Source organism: Ornithinimicrobium sp. (genome assembly GCF_030537745.1).
Lineage (GTDB): Bacteria > Actinomycetota > Actinomycetes > Actinomycetales > Dermatophilaceae > Ornithinicoccus.
In genome coordinates, this window is the sequence record NZ_JAUNVI010000023.1 from 16,314 (window position 1) to 33,615 (window position 17,302).

Genomic DNA, 17,302 nt, shown 5'->3' on the forward strand with positions numbered 1-17,302 from the left:
GATAATGGGCCGCATGCAACCCGACCTTGTCGCCCGGGCGGGAGAGTCGTTCACCTTCGCGACCGAGCACCTCTCGCTCACGCCTGGGCCGCGGGGGGCTCGAGGCCAGGTATGGCGGTTAACGGCTGGTCCTGAGGTGTTCGCGCTCAAGCACGTGTTCGAGGGTGCGCCTCCGGCCCGAGGTGAGGTGGGCATCGAAATTGTCTTTGCACGGCGGGCGGCCGCAGCAGGAGTGTGCCTGCCGGCCAGCCACGCCGCTCGCAACGGGGAGTATGTCGTGCCGCTGCCCCACGGTGGGTGGCTGCGGCTCTACGACTGGCTCGAGTTGGGTAGTGCCGATCTGGCTGCGTCGGCGGAGGCGCTCGGCATCCTGCTCGCCCGTCTGCACCGCTGCGCGCCACCAGCTGACCGCGAGCCCAACGGCGCACCACCTGACCGGTGGTACGCGGTCCCGCCGCCCAAGCACCAATGGGGGCCGCTCATTGCCAGGGCCACTGAAGCCGACATGTCTTGGGCTGCCCGGTTGGCGGCGGCGGTCGACCGCCTGCCCGCTCTGCACTCCATCCTCGCTTCCACCGACCCCGCCGGGATGCTGCTGTGCCACCGCGACCTGCATCCGGGAAATGTGCTCTCCGACGGAGACGGCGACCTCGTGGTCGTGGACTGGGAGGATGTCGGGCCCGCCGATCCTGCTCAAGAGCTGGCCCGCGCACTGGTGGCCTGCTACGCCGACGGCCCACCGGACCTCGCGTCGATGCGGCGGGCGTATCGGTCATATGTCAAGGCAGACGGACCGGCCCGCGTGCGCTCGGAAGCTGACTTCACGTTGGTAATCGCCACCCAGCTGAACTTCCTCAGTCGCCAGGTGCATGTCGCTCTCGACCCGACGGCCCTTGCACGCGACCTGGAATGGGCCGAGCTCGAGATCGATGAATCTTTGCGCAGCCTGCTGCCACCGGATCTGCCCACCACGATCCTCGACGCCCTCTAGGCGTCACTCGCCGGTGTAGTAGCGCGTAGGCGGTTCTGGGGTGGCGCTGCGTGGATGTCGACACTCCAATCCGATGGGGCCGTGCGCTCCGAATACTGCTCGAGCCCGCGCCGACGACGACGCTGGTCAGCAGCATCACCCAGAGGAGAAAACCCCATGAGGTCCACCGCACTTTTCGTCGGCGGAGTCGCCGTAGCCCTGACCGTCGCCACCGCAGGCATGGCCCAGGCCGCCCACGACACCAACCCTTCGCCCAAGGTCGCCAGCTACTCCTACTCACTGAACGCCGTCCAGGCGCCCTCGGTGCCAAACAGCAGTGCCTCGGGCATGACTCGCGTGAAGACGCTTCCCAACGGCAAGGTCCAGGTCAAGGTGGTGGCTGACGGTCTCATGGCGAACGCACCGCACGCCATGCACCTGCACGGCGTCGATGGCCCAGCAACCGACCTGGGCTGCCCCGGGCCGGCCGCTGACGCCGACGGCAACGGGTTTGTCACGACACTCGAAGGACTCCCCTCCTATGGCGGCATCCTCGCCTCGCTGACCACCACCGGGGACGTGTCCGCAGCCAGCGCGCTGGCGCTGGATCGCTTCGCGGTCGCCGACGCCAGCGGTCACCTTAGCTACAGCCGCACCTTCAGCCAGGGCGACGCCCTCGCCAACGCGGACACGGTCCAGGTCGTCATCCACGGGATCGACATCAACGGGAACGGTGTCTACGACTTCGAGGCTGGCCCCTCGTCGCTGACCGACGCCTTCCCGCTCGAGGGCACCATCCCGGTGCTGTGCGGAGGTATCGCAAACTGACGCGAGCCAGGACGTCCCGGTGGGCAGGTCTGCAGGGGGGACCTGCCCATCTGGGACCCGGCCCCTGCCACCGACCTGACCCGGCCGCGCACTCGGCCGGGTCTTCCTATTGCCACCGCCTTGCGCCACCATCGGAGAGTGGCACGCGAGTTGAGCGTCGAGTCGGCCAAAGGGCCAGCGTCAGGATGGGTTGTCCGCGAGCTCGATTCGGGTGAGGCGGTCAGCTCATTCGCTACCAAGGCTGAAGCGGAGGCACATGCCCGATCGGTGTTGTCCAGCTCCGAAGACGGCGGAGTGCTGGCGATCCACCGCGTCGACGGGAGCCTGATCCGGCGCACCTCCGTCATGGGCAAGGGCGCACCCCCACCCCAGCCCGTGCCCGTTCTGGCCTCGCCGTTGACTCCGGCACGCGACGCCGTCATCCAGATCCACGGGGAGGGTAAGGCCGTCGACAAGGGTTTTGAGTGGGGTGCGGACTTTGCCGTGATCGCCTTCGGGTCCGCGACCTCGGCGTTCATCGCCCCGCCCGTGCTGGAAGCGGCCCGCAGCGGATGGATAGCGGTGGCACTGGCGACCTTCACGTGGACGGTCGGCTGGTGCGCCATCTGGTTCTTGGCGTTCAGCGGACGCGCAAACGGGGCTGGGTTGTTCATGGGAGCGGGGCCCCTCGTGTTCTTTCTCTCCGCCTCCATCGCGACGCTCATCAATCGCGGCGAGCTCGCGCTGGCTCGCGACGGCTCGATCTCACTGGCCGGCATCGTTGACAACGCCATGGATGCCTACGGCCCCCTGGGTGCGGTGCTGGGGTTGGGGATCGGTATGTGGATCGGCTCCAGGCTGGCCCGCTACTTTCCGGCCCGGGCTGCATAGGTCCGACGGGCTGGCTGGCGTCGCACAGGGACCCTGGCCTGGGCGGGCGTCGGGAGAGAACAAGCCCGAAGTGGCGCCCGTCGAATCCCCCACGGCTCCCCGCTGCGGCCCTACGCTGACGCACGAGGGTCCGTCCGGCGCACGAGCGAGTGGGTGGGGCGGTGTCTTGGGGCAGGTGGCGAGAGCGGACGCGCAGGGCCCTGGGCAGGCGGACGGCAAAGGGCTGGCCGATCGTCATCGTCGCCTCTTCGCCGTGACGGCTGTCATCGGGCGCGTAGACGGCGCACTGACGTCGAAGCACCGGCGGGACGCTGTCTCAGGCGGGATGGGCGACGTCACGTCCCCGATGCGTGCGGCCACGCCGCAGATCGCAATAGAGGTCGTGGCGGGCTGGGACACGGGGGTGCGCCCCATACTCAGGGCCTACCTCGCGCTGTACCTCGCCCTGATACTTCTCGTCGTCCTCACCCTCCTTCTGGTGCGGGCAAAGGTCGAGCGGCACGTCAGGGTCGCTGCCGGTGTCGGGTAGCGACGTTGCAGCGGCGTGGTCTCCCGGCGAGCGGCGTTCTCCGCTCTCCGGTGGTCCGCCCTGGCCCTCCTTCCGATGGTTCTCATCGGCGTGGGGGTCTTCGCGGGCCTGCGGCGGCGAGCCTTTGCGGGTGTGGTGGCGCTGAGGGGCCAGGTCCTCGTCGTCGCGCTGCTGGTGGCTCTGTTTCTGGCGCTGCAGGGATGACCAACGACAACAGGATGAGCACGAGCCTGGCAAGGACGACTTTCGGGGGGGATTGCGCCGCGAACAGCACGACGTCGTCGATCTGCCGGCCGATGTCTCGCCTCGCCCTGAGCCAAGTGGCCGCGCCTCGTCGGAGGAGCTACCTCACTCGGAAGGTCGCGGTGTGCTCCACCGGGTCGCCGCTCACGGTGAAATGCAGGGCCCAGGTCCCAGGTGAGAGGCCGTTGGTCCGCAGGTTGTAGATGTAGGAGTCCCCGGCGTAGCGGAAGTTGCTGTCCGGGTTGGCGCTGCTTGCCACCGCCGCGGCCGAGCCGACCGTGTCGTCGATCTTGCGCAACCGCACGGCGTTCAGGGTGAGACTCGGGTCGGAGACATTGCTGCCCAACGCGTCCGTGAGCCTCAGCTTGATCGGCACGGTGCTGCCTGCCTTGGCTGCCTTCGTCTCGTCATACAGCGCCGTCAAACCGTAGGTGACGTCGTAGGTCACCGACGCACTGGTGAGATTGCCGGCCTTGTCGGTGGCCACGACGGTGACCTCCTGGGACCCGATCGCGGCCGTGTCCAAGGGTGCACCGTCCAGAACCGAACCGACGCACTCGTGAACGCCAGAGGTCGCGTCGGCGCAGTCGTAGCCCGAGGTCACGGATTCCCGCAGCTGGTATTGGCGCTCGTCAGGCGTGCCGACCACGACCGTCGGTGCCGTCTGGTCGATCTTCAGCGTCAAGCCCTGCGCGGCGCTGCGGCGGCCCGCCTGGTCGACGGCCCTGTAGTTGATCTCGTACACGCCATCGGCGGCTGACCCATCCGCGTCCTCGCCGAAACGGGCGGCTGCCTTCGCGCCGACGGTGTATGGCGTTCCGTCGCCTAGTTGCGGGCTGCTGTATTCGATGAGCGCGACCCCGGACCCGGCTGGCGTGTCACTCCCGTCGAACTGGACGTCCACGGCAGATCGGTACCAGTCGTTCTCACCCAAGAGACCGACTGCCACTTCCGCCGTCGGGGCCGGCGGATCGTTGAGGTCAACCCTGGCATCGTGATGGAACGTCGAAGTGACGCCATACCGGTTGCTAGCGACGAAGGTGAGCTGACGCACGCCTTCGGACCTGATCTGCAGCGTCCAGCGATAGACGCCGTCGGCACCCAGATCGGCTGCGCAGGTGACCCCAGTGACGTCGGCGCAGTCCCTTCCGTCAACCGTGAGACTTGCTCCGACGAGGCCGGCCGCATCGGAGGCGCTCACCGTCAGGACTGCCCTGTCCGAAGCGCAGTCAGTCCCGTCGCAGACCCCGGTCAGCCAACCAGCGGCACCGCTGCTCGAGCTCAGCCCAAGGGCGGTCGGGGCCACAGCAAAGCTCGGCCCACTCCCGCTGAAGGACTCGAGGGCGGCCCGGATCTGGGAGCCGTAGACGCCGTAGCCGAACCGGTTGGGGTGCATCATCCCCTTCTGCTCCATCAAGTTCGGCGTCGGCATCGGGCCACTGCGGTGGATCCAGGGCCAGAGTGGCCCCTGGCTGCGCGCTGATTCGTAGGCCTGGACGATGAAATGGTCCATGGCGCAGTAGCCGTGCTTGTAGAACCGTTGCGAGATGCCGGAGACGAAGTGCCAGCCCTTGTCCTGGTGCCGCGCCACCGCAGCCTCGATCGCCGCGTTGAGCGGCGTGACGACGGAATGACGAGCCCACTCGGCCTCGTCACGGTCGATGTGGGCCTTGGCGAAGTCGAAGGGAGTGACCGAGGTGATCTCGCCCAGTATCGAGGTGCAGGTCTGCCCCGCGCCGTCGGTCAGGGAATCTGGATATTCGGTGAGATAGACGTTGTCGATGACCAAGGCTGGCCTTCCAGCCGGGGCCGGGTCGGCCAGCGCAGCCGCTAGCCTGTCGTAGCGCTTCGGCAACGTGGCGAAGTCCTGCTCCAGACGGTCCAAGATCTCGGGTTGTTCGTGGCAACGGCCACCAGTGCCCAGGACGCGCGGCATGTTGTGCCAGACGCAGTCGGCGATGATGTCCGCAAAGTGGGCGTCATTGCCGCCCGCACTCACGATGAGCGCATCGATGGTGCGACCGTTCGCCGCCTCCGCCAACGCCTGGATCTGGGACTTGAGATACGCGCCGCTCTGCGGTGGTTCCGTTCCGCGGAAGGGTGCCAGGATGCCGCTGCCCATGTGCGCGTCGCCCTCGTGGACCGTTCGGTCGATCGTCGCCCCGGAGCAGGCCAGCGAGATAAAGGTGACCGATGAGCGTCGGTCGCTGCGTTCGATGTCGATCGCAGCCTGCGCCGAGCCCGCGTTTGCCGAGCGGTGGCAGCGCTGATCCACCCATCGGGCACCCGCACTGACAAAACCCGCGTCGTCGAACCGCTGTGGCACGTCCGGGCTACCTTCCCCAGATCCGTAGGAATCACCGATCGAGACGATGAACCAGTCCTTGACTGTGACGGTCTCGGTGACGGTCGTGGTGTCCTCCTCGGGCGTGGTGATGGTCATCATCACTTGGTAGTCACCTTCGGCTGGGAAGCGGTGGGACAGCTCGCAGCCGTGCGTTCGGTCGGCGACCACCTCCCCGTCGATGGACCAGGAGTAGTTGTTCAGTGACGTGCCTGAGGCCATCTCCTCCGCCGTATGGCATCCATCAAGATCGAGGTCGAACCCGTCGGGGTTGACATAGGACTGTGCATAGGTGGCCGTCGCGGCGTCCCAGTGGTAGTCCACGATTCCGTCGCCGTCCGCGTCGCCGCCAAATCGGCTCGGCATGCTCCACTGAAACCCGGTGCGCGGTCCCGGCTCAGGCGGCTCCTCCCCAGGGTCGACAATGACGGGCGGATCGAGCGGGTCCTTCGGGAGAGCGCTCCCAGCAGCCGGCACGCCGAGGAGCAGGGTGAGAACGGCGATCGACACAGTGAACTTTCGCGCGGTGACCTGGCTCATGGCCCCACCCTGTCGGCGTCGGCCTCGGCAGACAACCGCCCAAAGGAGTATCACCGGACGCCAAAAGGATGACCCCGGTTGGTCGGACGGATGAGGGCATGACCCACGTGTATGCGGCAAGCTGCCGGCCTTAGACCGCCGGGTAGCACCGCGTTACGCTCTGAGGGCACAGGCCCTATGCACCGACGGCACCCGAGGAGGTTGTGTGCATCTTCGTCGAGCGTTGCCAGCCTACGCACCTAGCGCCAGAGTGTTGCGGGACCGTCACACCACGCTCGTCGCCGCGAGCGCTGCAGGGGTATGGAGCGAGGTCGAACGGATCGGCGGAGCGACCGGGTGGCACATCCCCAGCGTCGTCTGGGAGGTGCGAGGGGTGGTTGATCGCGCCCTGGGCGGCCCCGGGCACACGAGGTGGCGGGGTAGCGAGCCGCTGGCGCCCGGCGTCCGCGTCGACTCATGGGTGGTAGAGGGGTTGGCGCACACACGCACCAGTGAGGAGGTGGTGCTGCGTTCGCTGATGAAGCTGCCGGGGACGGCACTGCTCTTGATCGGGGTGGAGGATGGTCCGCGCCCGGACACGTCCTGGTTGAAATACACGGTCCTCTTTACCCCATCAGGCCTGCTCGGCGTGATCTACTGGGCGGTTTCCTGGCCGGCACACGTCTTGGTGTTCTGGGCGATGCATCAAGGACTGGCCAGAGCGGCCGAGCGATGCCATCGCGAGGGAGGCATGCGGTGAGGTTCAAGGGGCAGATCGCCGGGGTGGGCAGTACCTCCGGCGTGCGGGTGGTCATTGGTTGCTGGGCCTGCTCGCCGCTGGGCTCGTTCTCCGACGCAATGATCGAACTGCCTCGAGGGCACCGCATCCTGCTCGCGCCCACCGAAGAGATCGCCGTCTTCGTGTCCACCACCTACACCTTCGACGAGATTCGCGTCGAGGACTTTGTCACCGTCGCCAAACTGGAATGCTGGCGGGTGCGCTCTGCCTCACTCGAGCTCGACTTGGAGATCGGGTCACGGACAGGGCTTGGACGAGTCCTGCAACTCGTGCCGCGTGGGATCGCCGAGTCACCGGCCTGGGCGCGGCTGACAGACCCAGTGGCGCGCACCATACTGCGTGGAGTTCGCACCCAGGGGATCAGCCGTGGACGACACGAGTTTTATGGCGCCACCGATCACCACGACGTGACGGCCCTGCGCGGCGCGCTCGACGGGGTGCCTCTCGGATCGCTGGCTCCAGTGCAACCACCACCGCGGTTCGGCTTCGGGTCAACCCCGGCCCGCCCCTCCGTGACCGCGCTGTGCACCACGGTCCGATTCACCGGTCCTCGTCCGTCGTGACACGGCGGTGCCGGTGGCACCCTGCGCAACGATTCAAGCAACGAACCTATCCTGGGCACATGTCTACGAAACCGTCCCTTCGAGCCGCTCACGCCCTCGATACCCTTCTGGATGCCACGGTGGCTCCCGGTTTCACTCGGGCGGGCCTGGCCGTGCGTCGTCGTCTGCCCGGGTGGCCCGCAGACCCGGCTCCCGATGCGCTCGCCGGCCGTCGGGCCCTGGTCACCGGCGCGACGTCGGGCCTGGGCGAGGCGACGGCGCTCGGATGCCTGCGGCTCGGCGCGCACGTCGATCTAGTGGTGCGCAACACCGAGAAGGGCGACGACAGCCGCAACCGCCTGCTGGGGCAGTGCCCGCAGGGCTCGGTGGAGATCGTGCGATGCGACCTCTCGGACCTTCACGACATACGTCGCGCCGTCGGCGTCCTCACCCAGGACCAGCGTCCGATCGACGTGCTCGTGCATAATGCCGGAGCCATGCCAGCACAGCGCTCCGAGAGCGCCCAGGGCCACGAGTTGACGATGTCCCTGCACGTGCTCGGGCCCGTGCTGATGACCATCCTGTTGGCACCCCGTCTAGCGGCCGATTCCCGCGTGATCATGGTCACGTCTGGCGGGATGTACGGCCAGAAGTTGCGCGACGACGACCCCGAGTTCCACCTGGGTGACTACTCCGGTGTGACCGCTTACGCCCGGAGCAAGCGCGCCCAGGTCGAGGTACTGCCGTTGCTGCAGGAGCGGCTCGGAGACGGCATCCATGTCTACGCCACTCACCCGGGATGGGCAGACACGCCGGGCGTCGCAGACTCACTGCCGACCTTCCGCAAGATCACGCGTCCCCTCCTGCGCGACGCGCGAGAGGGCGCGGACACGACGGTGTGGCTCTCCGCGGTGGAGCCCGCCCCCGCCGGCGGGCAGTTCTTCCACGACCGGCGCGCGCGCACGACCCATAAGTGGGGCCTGAACAAGAGCGACCCCGGCGCGGCGCGACGCATGTGGAGCTGGGTGCTGGCCCAGCTCGACCTGACCTGAGTCGGGCTCTGACGGTTGTCGAGGTGGGCGCTCACCGAGGCTAGACCAGGGATGGGATGGTGTCAGTTCCAGGCGTCTGACGTGGATTGCACGGTATCCTCTGTGTGCCGTTGCCCCAGCCGTGCGGTGAGGTCTGCTGCATGATCGCACGATTGATGATCACTACTGGTTAGTTCTCACCGATGCTCAGGGCAGTCGCCAGCTGGCTTTCTCTTACGCCGACTGCTTGAGGGTAATGACGTGGCTCCTTCCTGAGGTGCCCATGCAGATGCATCTCGACTTCACCGTCCCAAGCCGTGAGGCGCTGGAAGAGCAGCCTCTCAGTTGCGGATTTGGGATGGCCTCGGACATCACTCCCGACGAGGCTCGCCGGTCACCATCGGACCACGAAGCCGGAGAGCTGATTGCCCTAGTCAACCGTCGTCCATAGACTCCGCCCATGACGACGTGGGCGGGGTGGGCAGTTCATCGAGCCCGAGCCTCCACGGGTCTGCTGCTGACGCTACTCGCACTGGTGACCGTGACGACGGCCATCTTGGCGGGCGCGGTCGGCTACTCCGGCGCCGCCGCCACCACCGCCGCCCGTCAGGCGCTCACCGGGGTCGCCCCTGAGGAGGCCGGCATCCGGGTCCAGACCCGGCAGTCCGCGGATCCCGCGGCACAGGACACCGCGGCCGTGCAACGGATCGAGTCGGCCTTCGCGCCGGCCCCCGTCGTGGTGCAGCGCACCGTCGCCAGCGAGCCGCGGTCGGTCACGCTGGACGGAGCCACGCTGCAGGGCAAGTTGGTCGTGGTCAGCAGCCCCGCGCTCACCCCGTCGGATCCTGCCTTTGACGACCGGGTCCAGATCGTCGAGGGTGCGTGGGCGACCAGTACGGCCACCAAGCCGATCCAGGGTGTCCTGCACGCGGCCGCCGCGACCGAGTGGGGGGTCAGCGTCGGGGACACCCTCCGGGTCGACGGTGTCCCGGCCACCATCGTTGGGGTATGGCGACCCGTCGACGCTGCGGACGCCTATTGGTTTGGTGACCGGCTGGTGGCTGCCGGCAAAGACGACGCGGAGCGTGGACCGCTGGTGGTCGCGCCAGGAGCCGTCAGCATGATCGTCGAGGCGCCCTTCGTGCGATGGACCGTGCAGCCTCAGACGGACACCATCCAGCCGGACGACCTGGTCCACCTGGCCGCGGCCGCCGCCGACCTGCGGGAGTCCCTGAAGACCGCAGCGGTCGACGTCCGGGGCGTCACCGTCGACGGGGACCTTGCCCCCACCGCTGCGCTGGCTGCCACCAACCTGGCCACGGCCCGCGCGCTCGGGGTTATCCCGCTGTCGGTGCTCGCGCTGGTCACGGTCCTGGCGATTACCCAGCTCGCTCGGCTGCTGGCCACCACGAGGGAGGCCCAGAGTCAGCTCCTCCTCGCCCGGGGCGCCACGCGGACCCAGGTCCTGGCTGGCACCCTCACCGAGTCTGCGGTGGTGACCGTGCTCGGGATCACGTTCGGTGCGGTCCTGGCGGTGAGAGTGCTGCAGTCCATCCCTGCTGGGGACGCGCAGGGCTTGACCGTGGTGCAGGTGGCTACCCTCACCGGGCTCGTCATCTTGGCGGTCCTGGCCGTGGTCGCCACCAGCCAGGTCCGTCGGCTCACTACCGGGGGCAGCGCCGACCTGTCCGGCCGGACCAAGGCGGCGACCACGCTGGCCACCGTCGTCCTCGTGCTCGGCTCAGCCGCCATCGCGTGGTGGCAGCTGCGGCGCACCGGGTCGCCGCTGATCACCCGGGATGACGGGACCCTGGGCACCGATTTAGTCTCCGGAGCCGCCCCGGCACTGCTGCTGGCGGCGACCGCCGTCGTCGCGATGGCGCTCCTCGGGCCGGTCAGCGCGCTGATGGAGGCCGCCACCCGTCGCGGCCGCACCGCCGAGGGCCACCTCGCGGCCGCGCAGGTGTCGCGACGCCTTCCCGTCTACGCCGTTCCCGCCGTCCTCACGGTCCTCGCCGTCGGCGCGACCACCGTCTCCGGTCTTTATGCCGGCACCTCGACGACGCTGCGGGACAACCTGGCGGCCGTCGCGCAGGGCGCTCCGGTGCGCGCCACCATGGTCGAGCCCCCCGCGACGACCACCCCTGGGACGATCACCCCACCTCCCCCGACCTATGCCGACCTCCGCGGCATCGAGCGGAGCACCCTGGTGTGGCTGGACCCCAACGCCCGGATCGGCGACGTATCAGTACCTATCACGGTCGGGAGCAGCCGCGACCTGGCACAGATCGCCACGGCCCCAGACCTGCCCGACAACCTGCTCCCCGGTCCAGGCACCCTCGTCCCGCCCGATGCCCTCGCTCCCGAAGCCGCTCCCCCCGTGGGCCTGTCCCTGCCGGAGGGGACCAGGACCGTCACGGTGGCGGTGGACACGAAAGTCACCACCGCGGAGTCCGGGCTATCGGCCCTGCAGGACTATTTCGAGCAGACGGTCAAGGACGCGACCGACCCGCCACCGGAGTGGGAATCCGATCCCCTCCCTGAGGCCGAGGCCATCTCGGCGGCGCGGGAGATGCTCGACACTGCACTGAGCCAGTCGCTGGCCGAGCCGGAATTCACCGTGACGATGACGCTCACTTTCATCGACCCGGACAATGCGACTCTCGACGCAGTCAGCTCCTCTTTGACCGTCCGTAGGGTGACCGTGCAACCGCCTCCACCGGAGGTCGAGAAGGTCGACTATCGCACGTCCACCGTGGTCCAGGGCGGAGGCAGCGGGACCCTCACCTACATTCTCCCCCCCGACACCCGCCAGGTGCTGCACTCGGTGCGCCTGGAGATCCCCGCCGTCCCTGAGAACCGCTGGGATCCGATCCAGTCCGACCTCGCGCTCACGCTCCGCGCGGTGACCGACACCGGGGCCCACGTCTTCGGCTCACCGACAGCCGACTGGGGGGCGGTCGAGGCCGCAAGCGAGGACGTCGTCGCGAAAGCGCGGGCGCAGGCCGCGGCTGGAGGCTCCCCTCAGCAGATCACGGTCATCGATCCTCAGACGGGTGGGGTCTTCACCTCCGAGGGCACCATCTTCATCCCGGCCCTGCTGGACACCGCCGGCACGACCTGGCGGCTGCAGGGCAGCCCCCAGACCAACCTGGCCCGGGAGGTCACGGTCGGTCCCGGCCTCCAATACGTCGACCGCAGCCGTCCGCCGGGCTCCGGGCCTCGCGGGGGGACCGGCGCGGATGTCGACAAAGCCTCCGACGGGGCCGTCCCGCTCGCACTCACCCCCGAGGCTGCCGCGGCGGCCAACCTCCAGGTGGGCGAGGCGACCACGATCGAGGCCTTCGGGTCCACCATCCCGGTCACGGTGGCTGCGCTCGTCCCAGCGGTCCCCGGTCGGCTCGACCCCCTCGCCGGGCTCCTGGACCGGGATGCCACCGCTGCCTCCTTGGCGATCGACGGCCGGTCACTGCCCTATCCGTCGCAGGTGTGGGCCATCCCGGTCCCCGGTCAGGAGGTCGCGGTCGTCGAGGACTTGGCTGGCCAGCCCGGCATCAGTGCGGTCACGGGTCCGGGCGCGGTGAGCATCACTGACGCCACCAGCGCCGCACGCCTCGTCTTCTGGGTGGCCTCCGCCGGTGCCGTGCTGCTGGCGATCACCGGCATCGCTGCCGTGGCCGCCACGCTCCTGGTCCATCGTCGGCCAGAGGTCGCGGTGCTGCGCGCCCTCGGTATGCCCCCACGTGCTCAGGCACGATCGCGCGCTGTCGAGCTCGGCGGGGTGGTGCTGGCCAGCATCCTGCTGGGCCTGGGCGCTGGGTGGCTCGTCGGGCGCGCCGTCGTGCCGGAGCTAGCTCGCTCCACCACCCTGCGCGATCAGGTCCACCTCCCTGCCCAGCTCCTCCTCGAGCCCGGACCGTGGGCGGTGCTGCTGGTCGCCGGCATCGGGCTCGTCCTGGTCATCGTCGTGGCCCAGGCCTCGCAGGTCACTCGCCAGGCCGTCGACAACACCTACCGGGAGGAAATCCGGTGACGGGCAGGCACAGCACGCGCGCTCTGCGTGCCGCGAGCAATCGGCATACCCGATCAGGTATAGCGTGGCGGCAGTTCGCCGCCGACCCCTGGGTCAGTGCCGCGTTGGCGCTGTTGGTGGCGGTCGCCTCCTTGCTGCTCCTGGCGGTGCCCCGTGCACTAGAGGACGTCAACGGCCGCCAGCTGACCAGCGACGTCAGCGCGCTGTCGGCGATGCAGCGCGACGTCACCGGCGGGTGGGGGACGACGGTCGAGCCGGGACCACCACCTGCGGACGGCACCGTTCTCCAGGGGTGGGAACCCTTCGTCGAGGGCGCCGAGCAGATCCGTTCGGCACAGCCGGAGCCGCTGCGGTCCCTGCTGCAGACCGCGCAGATGCATGCACGGCTGACCACCTCCATCACGGTCATCCCGCCGATCGAGTCGGGCTACTACGAAGCCAACCTCACCGTCTACGCCGACCCCGACCTGGCCCAGCACGTGAAGCTGGTCGAGGGCGCGTGGCCCCGGCTCGAATTCCTCGGCGAGTCGGACTCGGACCCGGCCATGCGCAGCAGGACGACCGGCGCCGAGAGTGGAGCGGCAGCGGGGCCGACCGGCCGGGAGGTGCTCGTCCTGGACGAGGCCCTCAAAAAGTTGAACTGGCAGGTCGGCGACCAGCTCCAGCCCGGACTGGTCATCTCCGGCACCTACCGGCCCACCGAGCCTGACGACCCGCGCTGGCAGCACCTTGACAACGGCGCGAAGATGGGTGTGGTGGTCGACCCCAACCGAGGCGAAGCCGCGCAGGTCAGCCTCTTCCTCAACCCCGAGAATCGCGGGCTCATCGACCAGCCGGCAGCCGTCCGGATGGAGCTCTGGTTTCCCGTCTCCGCCGACTCCGTCACCAGCAGCCGCATCGACCCGGCGCTGGTCCGTCAGCAGCTGACCGGCATGATCGCCCAGGAGCATGTGATCGTCGAGAAGGGCAACCCCGTCCTGGGTCCGCTCGAGGGCGACCAGGTCCCCTCTTTCAGCACCGAGCTGACCACGACGCTCGACACCACGGTCAAGGCGCAGCGCGCGACCTCCTCCCTTCTCGCCGTCGTCGCGGCTGGCCCGCTTGGGGTGGCGGTGGCCGTCGTGGCGCTGGCGGCACAGCTGGTGATCAGCCGCCGGCACCCTGCCCTGGCGATGACCCTGGCCCGGGGTGCCAGTGCTCGTCAGCTGCGCTGGCTCATCGCGTGGGAGGGTGTGTTGCTCGGGGTGCCAGCCGCGCTGGCCGGCCACCTGATCGCCCGGCTCGTGCTGCCTGGGTCGAGCCGGTGGTGGGAGTGGTTGATCACCGCGGTCGTCGCCGTCACCCCGGCCATGGCCTTGGCGGTGTCCCTGGATGACGCCTCCCTGCTGCAGGAGCGGCGTGACCTGTCCAGCCGCAGCCGCAGCCGGTGGCGGTGGGTCGCCGAGGTCGCGGTCGTCACGCTGGCGGGGCTGGCTACCTGGCGGCTGCTGGACCGAGACGCCCGTGGGGACGCCGCCAGCGCGTCCGGGATCGACCTGTTGGCCGCGGCCGCACCGGTGATGCTGGCGCTCGCCGCCTGCGTCGCCGCGCTGCGCCTTTACCCTCTGCCGTTGGCGGCCCTCAGCCGCGCGCTTCGTCGGCAACGCCGTTTAACCCCCTTCCTCGGCTCCGCCCGTGCCCTGCGCGACCCGGCAGGGGGACTCGTACCTGCCCTGGCGGTCGTGCTGGGGACCACGATCGCGCTGGTCAGCGCGGTCCTCCTTACCACCGTGACAGCCGGGGCGCAGACTGCGGCCTGGGCCAACAACGGCGCCGACATCCGCGTGCGCGGACCCTTCCTGACCGATGAGCTGACTGCTCAGGTGCGAGCTCTCGACGGTGTCGAGGCGGTGGCCCGCATCCGTGATGCGGGCACGACGCAGGAGCTGAGCCAGGGGCGCACCGCGATCCGGCTTCTGCTCGTTGATCCAGCGCTGCAGCAGGTGCTGGGATCAGACTCGGTCGCTCTCGGGCCACCAGCGGGGTTGTATGCCGATGACATCCCGATCCCGGTCGTGGCGGGAGGCAGCACCCCGGCCACGACCGGGACCGCGACGCTGCGCGGCGCGCCAGTGCCCGTGCAGATCATCGACCACCTGGACCAGTTACCGGGCTATCCCTCGTCCGGCAGCTGGCTGCTCATGGACGCGGAACGGTGGGCGGAAATGGGCAAGAACACCCCGGTGGCCTCCACTGCGCTGATCTCCGTGGTGGGCGGGGCCGACCGGGCAACCGTGGCGCAGGCCGTCCGGGCCGCGGTAGGCCCTTCGGTGGTCACGACCGTGGACGAGCAGCTCGAGCGTTTCACGTCCGCGCCGGTGACGCGGGGACTGACCATGGCCTTTATCGGCGCGACGGTGCTCACCGGGCTACTGACGGTCCTGTCCATCGTCGTCGTCCAGCTGATGGGTGCGAGAGCTCGGGCCAAGCTCCTGGCGATCCTGCGCACCCTTGGACTGGCTCCTGACGAGGCCCGCACGCTGACCGCCTGGGAACTGGCACCCCTGCTGGTCACCTCGGTGGTCGTCGGCGCCACTCTCGGCCTAGCCGTCCCCTGGATCCTCGTCCACACGCTCGATCTGCGGGGGCTGACGGGCGGCAGCGCGCATCCGGCGCTGGTCGTCGATCCACTGGTTGTCGGCACCGTCCTCGGGGCCGTCCTCCTCACTGTCCTGCTCGCCATCAACGTCAGCGCCTGGCTCGCCGGGCGCACCAACCTCGCGCAGGCCCTGCGCGTCGGGGAGGAACGATGAACACGAACCCACCGACCGAGCTCACCCACGGCGGTCCGGTCCGCGAGCATGGCGGCCCGGACATCTGGTGCGAGGACCTGGTGCGGATCTATTCCACCGAGGGTGTTGAGGTGCAGGCCCTGCAGGGGCTCAACCTGGTCGTCGACCCTGGTGACGTCGTCGCGCTGGTGGGCGCGTCCGGCTCAGGCAAGTCCACCCTCCTGGGCATCCTGTCCGGCCTCGACCGACCGACCGGTGGCCGCGCCCGGGTCGCCGGGGTGGACCTGCTGAGCCTCACACGGGCCCAGCGCGTGCACTATCAACGCGATGTCGTCGGCTTCGTCTGGCAGCAGACCTCCCGCAATCTGCTGCCCTTCATCACCGCAGCCGACAATGTCGCGCTGCCGATGGTGATCAGCAACCGCCGCGACCGGCGCACCCGCGTGACCGAGTTGCTCGACCTGCTTGACGTCGGTGACTGCGCAGCGCGACGGCCCGCGCAGCTCTCCGGAGGCCAGCAGCAACGGGTCGCGATCGCGACAGGGCTGGCCAACTCCCCCGACGTGCTCCTCGCCGACGAACCTACCGGCGAGCTTGACGACGCCAGCTCCGAGCAGGTCCTGGAAGCTATGCGACGAGCGGCCCTGGAGCTGGGCACCACCGTCCTTGTGGTGACCCACGACCCGACGGTCTCCGACCATGTCCGCCGCACCGTCCAGATCCGTGACGGCCGCACCTCGACGGAGGTCCTGCGGCAGAAGGTACGGGGCGAGGACGGCATCGAGCGGATCGTGGCGCGCGAATACACCGTCATCGACCGGGCTGGCCGCATCCAGCTCCCGAAGGCGCACGTGACGAGCCTTGGCCTGCACGACCGGGTCCGGTTGTCCAAGGAGAGTGATCACGTCGGCGTGTGGGCCGACGACGAGCAGCTCGCGATCCCGCCTCGGGGCCGTCCCGAAGACCAGCACGGCGAGGAGCAGTGATGACCGAGTCCACCGCATACCCGCACCGTTCGGCGGCCCAGACGGAGACGCAGTCGGAGGTGAAGACCACTGGCGCCAAGGCAGTGCTGACCGGGCACGAGCTGTGCCGGAGCTTTGGCACCGGCGCCCTCCAGATCCACGCGCTCGACGGCGTGAGCCTTCACATCCCAGCGGGTCAACTCACGGTCGTGCGCGGTCCCTCTGGCTCGGGCAAGACCACCCTGCTCAACCTGCTCGGTGGCCTGGACCGGCCGACCTCCGGACAGGTCATCCTCGACGACGGACGCGTGCTCTCTGAGCTGCCGGAGAAGGACGTCCTGGCGGTCCGCCGGGAACGGATCGGTTATGTCTTCCAGAGCTTCGGGCTGGTGCCGGTGCTGTCGGCAGAGGAAAACATCGAGGTGCCACTGCGGCTGCAACGCACGCCGGCCGGTGAGCGAGCCGAGCGTGTCAAAGAGGTGCTGGAGCTCGTTGGTCTGTCCACGCACGCCAAACAGCGACCCTACGAACTTTCCGGTGGCCAGCAACAGCGTGTCGGCCTTGCCCGCGCCCTGGTCTCGCGTCCCGACATCCTGATTGCAGACGAGCCCACCGGCCAGCTCGACTCCGAGACGGCCGCGACGATCATGGACCTACTCGTCGCGGTGACCCACAGCCAGGGCACCGCCACGGTCGTCTCGACCCACGACCCGATCCTGATGGGTCGGGCCGACCAGGTCGTCGTCCTGCACGACGGTCAGCGGACACCGGGGGACAGCAGCTAGGCAGATTCCAGCCCGGCGTGGGACCACTCGCCGTTCTGTGCAGGTGGCGACAACCAGCAGGCGAGGTAGCTGG

The 17,302-nt window shown here is 69.0% G+C and carries 13 protein-coding genes; 12 read left to right on the forward strand and 1 reads right to left on the reverse strand.

The window, feature by feature from the left end; all coding sequences use genetic code 11:
* The first annotated feature begins 13 nt into the window (after positions 1-13).
* The 5 genes from Q4P07_RS06900 (at position 14) to Q4P07_RS06920 (ending at position 3,401) form a co-directional block, all read left to right on the forward strand.
* On the forward strand, positions 14-991 hold the full coding sequence (locus tag Q4P07_RS06900; RefSeq protein ID WP_303374170.1) for a phosphotransferase enzyme family protein: 978 nt from the start codon (positions 14-16) through the stop codon (positions 989-991).
* A 156-nt stretch (positions 992-1,147) separates the two neighbouring features.
* The gene (locus Q4P07_RS06905; protein WP_303374171.1) at positions 1,148-1,798 is read left to right on the forward strand and encodes a hypothetical protein; all 651 of its coding nucleotides are present in this window, start codon (positions 1,148-1,150) and stop codon (positions 1,796-1,798) included.
* A 138-nt stretch (positions 1,799-1,936) separates the two neighbouring features.
* A complete protein-coding gene (locus Q4P07_RS06910) occupies positions 1,937-2,668 on the forward strand; it encodes a DUF2188 domain-containing protein (RefSeq protein WP_303374172.1) in 732 nt (243 codons plus the stop codon).
* A 253-nt stretch (positions 2,669-2,921) separates the two neighbouring features.
* A complete protein-coding gene (locus tag Q4P07_RS06915) occupies positions 2,922-3,197 on the forward strand; it encodes a hypothetical protein (RefSeq protein ID WP_303374173.1) in 276 nt (91 codons plus the stop codon).
* A gap of 15 nt (positions 3,198-3,212) precedes the next feature.
* The gene (locus tag Q4P07_RS06920) at positions 3,213-3,401 is read left to right on the forward strand and encodes a hypothetical protein (protein WP_303374174.1); all 189 of its coding nucleotides are present in this window, start codon (positions 3,213-3,215) and stop codon (positions 3,399-3,401) included.
* 139 nt (positions 3,402-3,540) lie between these two features.
* On the opposite strand, the gene Q4P07_RS06925 is transcribed toward Q4P07_RS06920, so the two are convergent.
* A complete protein-coding gene (locus Q4P07_RS06925) occupies positions 3,541-6,324 on the reverse strand; it encodes a PxKF domain-containing protein (protein ID WP_303374175.1) in 2,784 nt (927 codons plus the stop codon).
* A gap of 205 nt (positions 6,325-6,529) precedes the next feature.
* Here Q4P07_RS06925 and Q4P07_RS06930 point away from each other — a divergent pair, with 205 nt between their 5' ends.
* From Q4P07_RS06930 to Q4P07_RS06960, 7 genes are all read left to right on the forward strand, one after another.
* Positions 6,530-7,063: a DUF2867 domain-containing protein gene (locus tag Q4P07_RS06930; protein WP_303374176.1), complete on the forward strand. Its 534-nt coding sequence runs from the start codon at positions 6,530-6,532 to the stop codon at positions 7,061-7,063.
* Entirely contained in the window at positions 7,060-7,665 is a 606-nt protein-coding gene (locus Q4P07_RS06935; RefSeq protein WP_303374177.1) for a hypothetical protein, read from the forward strand. Before Q4P07_RS06930 ends, Q4P07_RS06935 begins: the two co-directional genes overlap by 4 nt.
* A gap of 59 nt (positions 7,666-7,724) precedes the next feature.
* Positions 7,725-8,696: an SDR family NAD(P)-dependent oxidoreductase gene (locus Q4P07_RS06940; RefSeq protein WP_303374178.1), complete on the forward strand. Its 972-nt coding sequence runs from the start codon at positions 7,725-7,727 to the stop codon at positions 8,694-8,696.
* Positions 8,697-9,135: 439 nt separating this feature from the next.
* A complete protein-coding gene (locus tag Q4P07_RS06945) occupies positions 9,136-12,708 on the forward strand; it encodes an ABC transporter permease (protein WP_303374179.1) in 3,573 nt (1,190 codons plus the stop codon).
* Positions 12,705-15,500, forward strand: coding sequence for an FtsX-like permease family protein (locus Q4P07_RS06950; protein ID WP_303374180.1), 2,796 nt, complete (start codon positions 12,705-12,707; stop codon positions 15,498-15,500). The genes Q4P07_RS06945 and Q4P07_RS06950 overlap by 4 nt, the downstream gene beginning before the upstream one ends.
* Positions 15,497-16,465: an ABC transporter ATP-binding protein gene (locus Q4P07_RS06955; RefSeq protein ID WP_303374181.1), complete on the forward strand. Its 969-nt coding sequence runs from the start codon at positions 15,497-15,499 to the stop codon at positions 16,463-16,465. Before Q4P07_RS06950 ends, Q4P07_RS06955 begins: the two co-directional genes overlap by 4 nt.
* A complete protein-coding gene (locus Q4P07_RS06960) occupies positions 16,465-17,229 on the forward strand; it encodes an ABC transporter ATP-binding protein (protein ID WP_303374182.1) in 765 nt (254 codons plus the stop codon). The genes Q4P07_RS06955 and Q4P07_RS06960 overlap by 1 nt, the downstream gene beginning before the upstream one ends.
* Positions 17,230-17,302 lie beyond the last annotated feature (73 nt).

Bases quoted from the DNA above. Each gene is read 5' to 3' on its own strand.
- Q4P07_RS06900 (WP_303374170.1), top strand. From the start codon at position 14: ATGCAACCCGACCTTGTCGCCCGGGCGGGAGAGTCGTTCACCTTCGCG.
- Q4P07_RS06905 (WP_303374171.1), top strand. From the start codon at position 1,148: ATGAGGTCCACCGCACTTTTCGTCGGCGGAGTCGCCGTAGCCCTGACC.
- Q4P07_RS06925 (WP_303374175.1), bottom strand. From the start codon at position 6,324: ATGAGCCAGGTCACCGCGCGAAAGTTCACTGTGTCGATCGCCGTTCTC.
- Q4P07_RS06940 (WP_303374178.1), top strand. From the start codon at position 7,725: ATGTCTACGAAACCGTCCCTTCGAGCCGCTCACGCCCTCGATACCCTT.
- Q4P07_RS06945 (WP_303374179.1), top strand. From the start codon at position 9,136: ATGACGACGTGGGCGGGGTGGGCAGTTCATCGAGCCCGAGCCTCCACG.
- Q4P07_RS06955 (WP_303374181.1), top strand. From the start codon at position 15,497: ATGAACACGAACCCACCGACCGAGCTCACCCACGGCGGTCCGGTCCGC.
- Q4P07_RS06960 (WP_303374182.1), top strand. From the start codon at position 16,465: ATGACCGAGTCCACCGCATACCCGCACCGTTCGGCGGCCCAGACGGAG.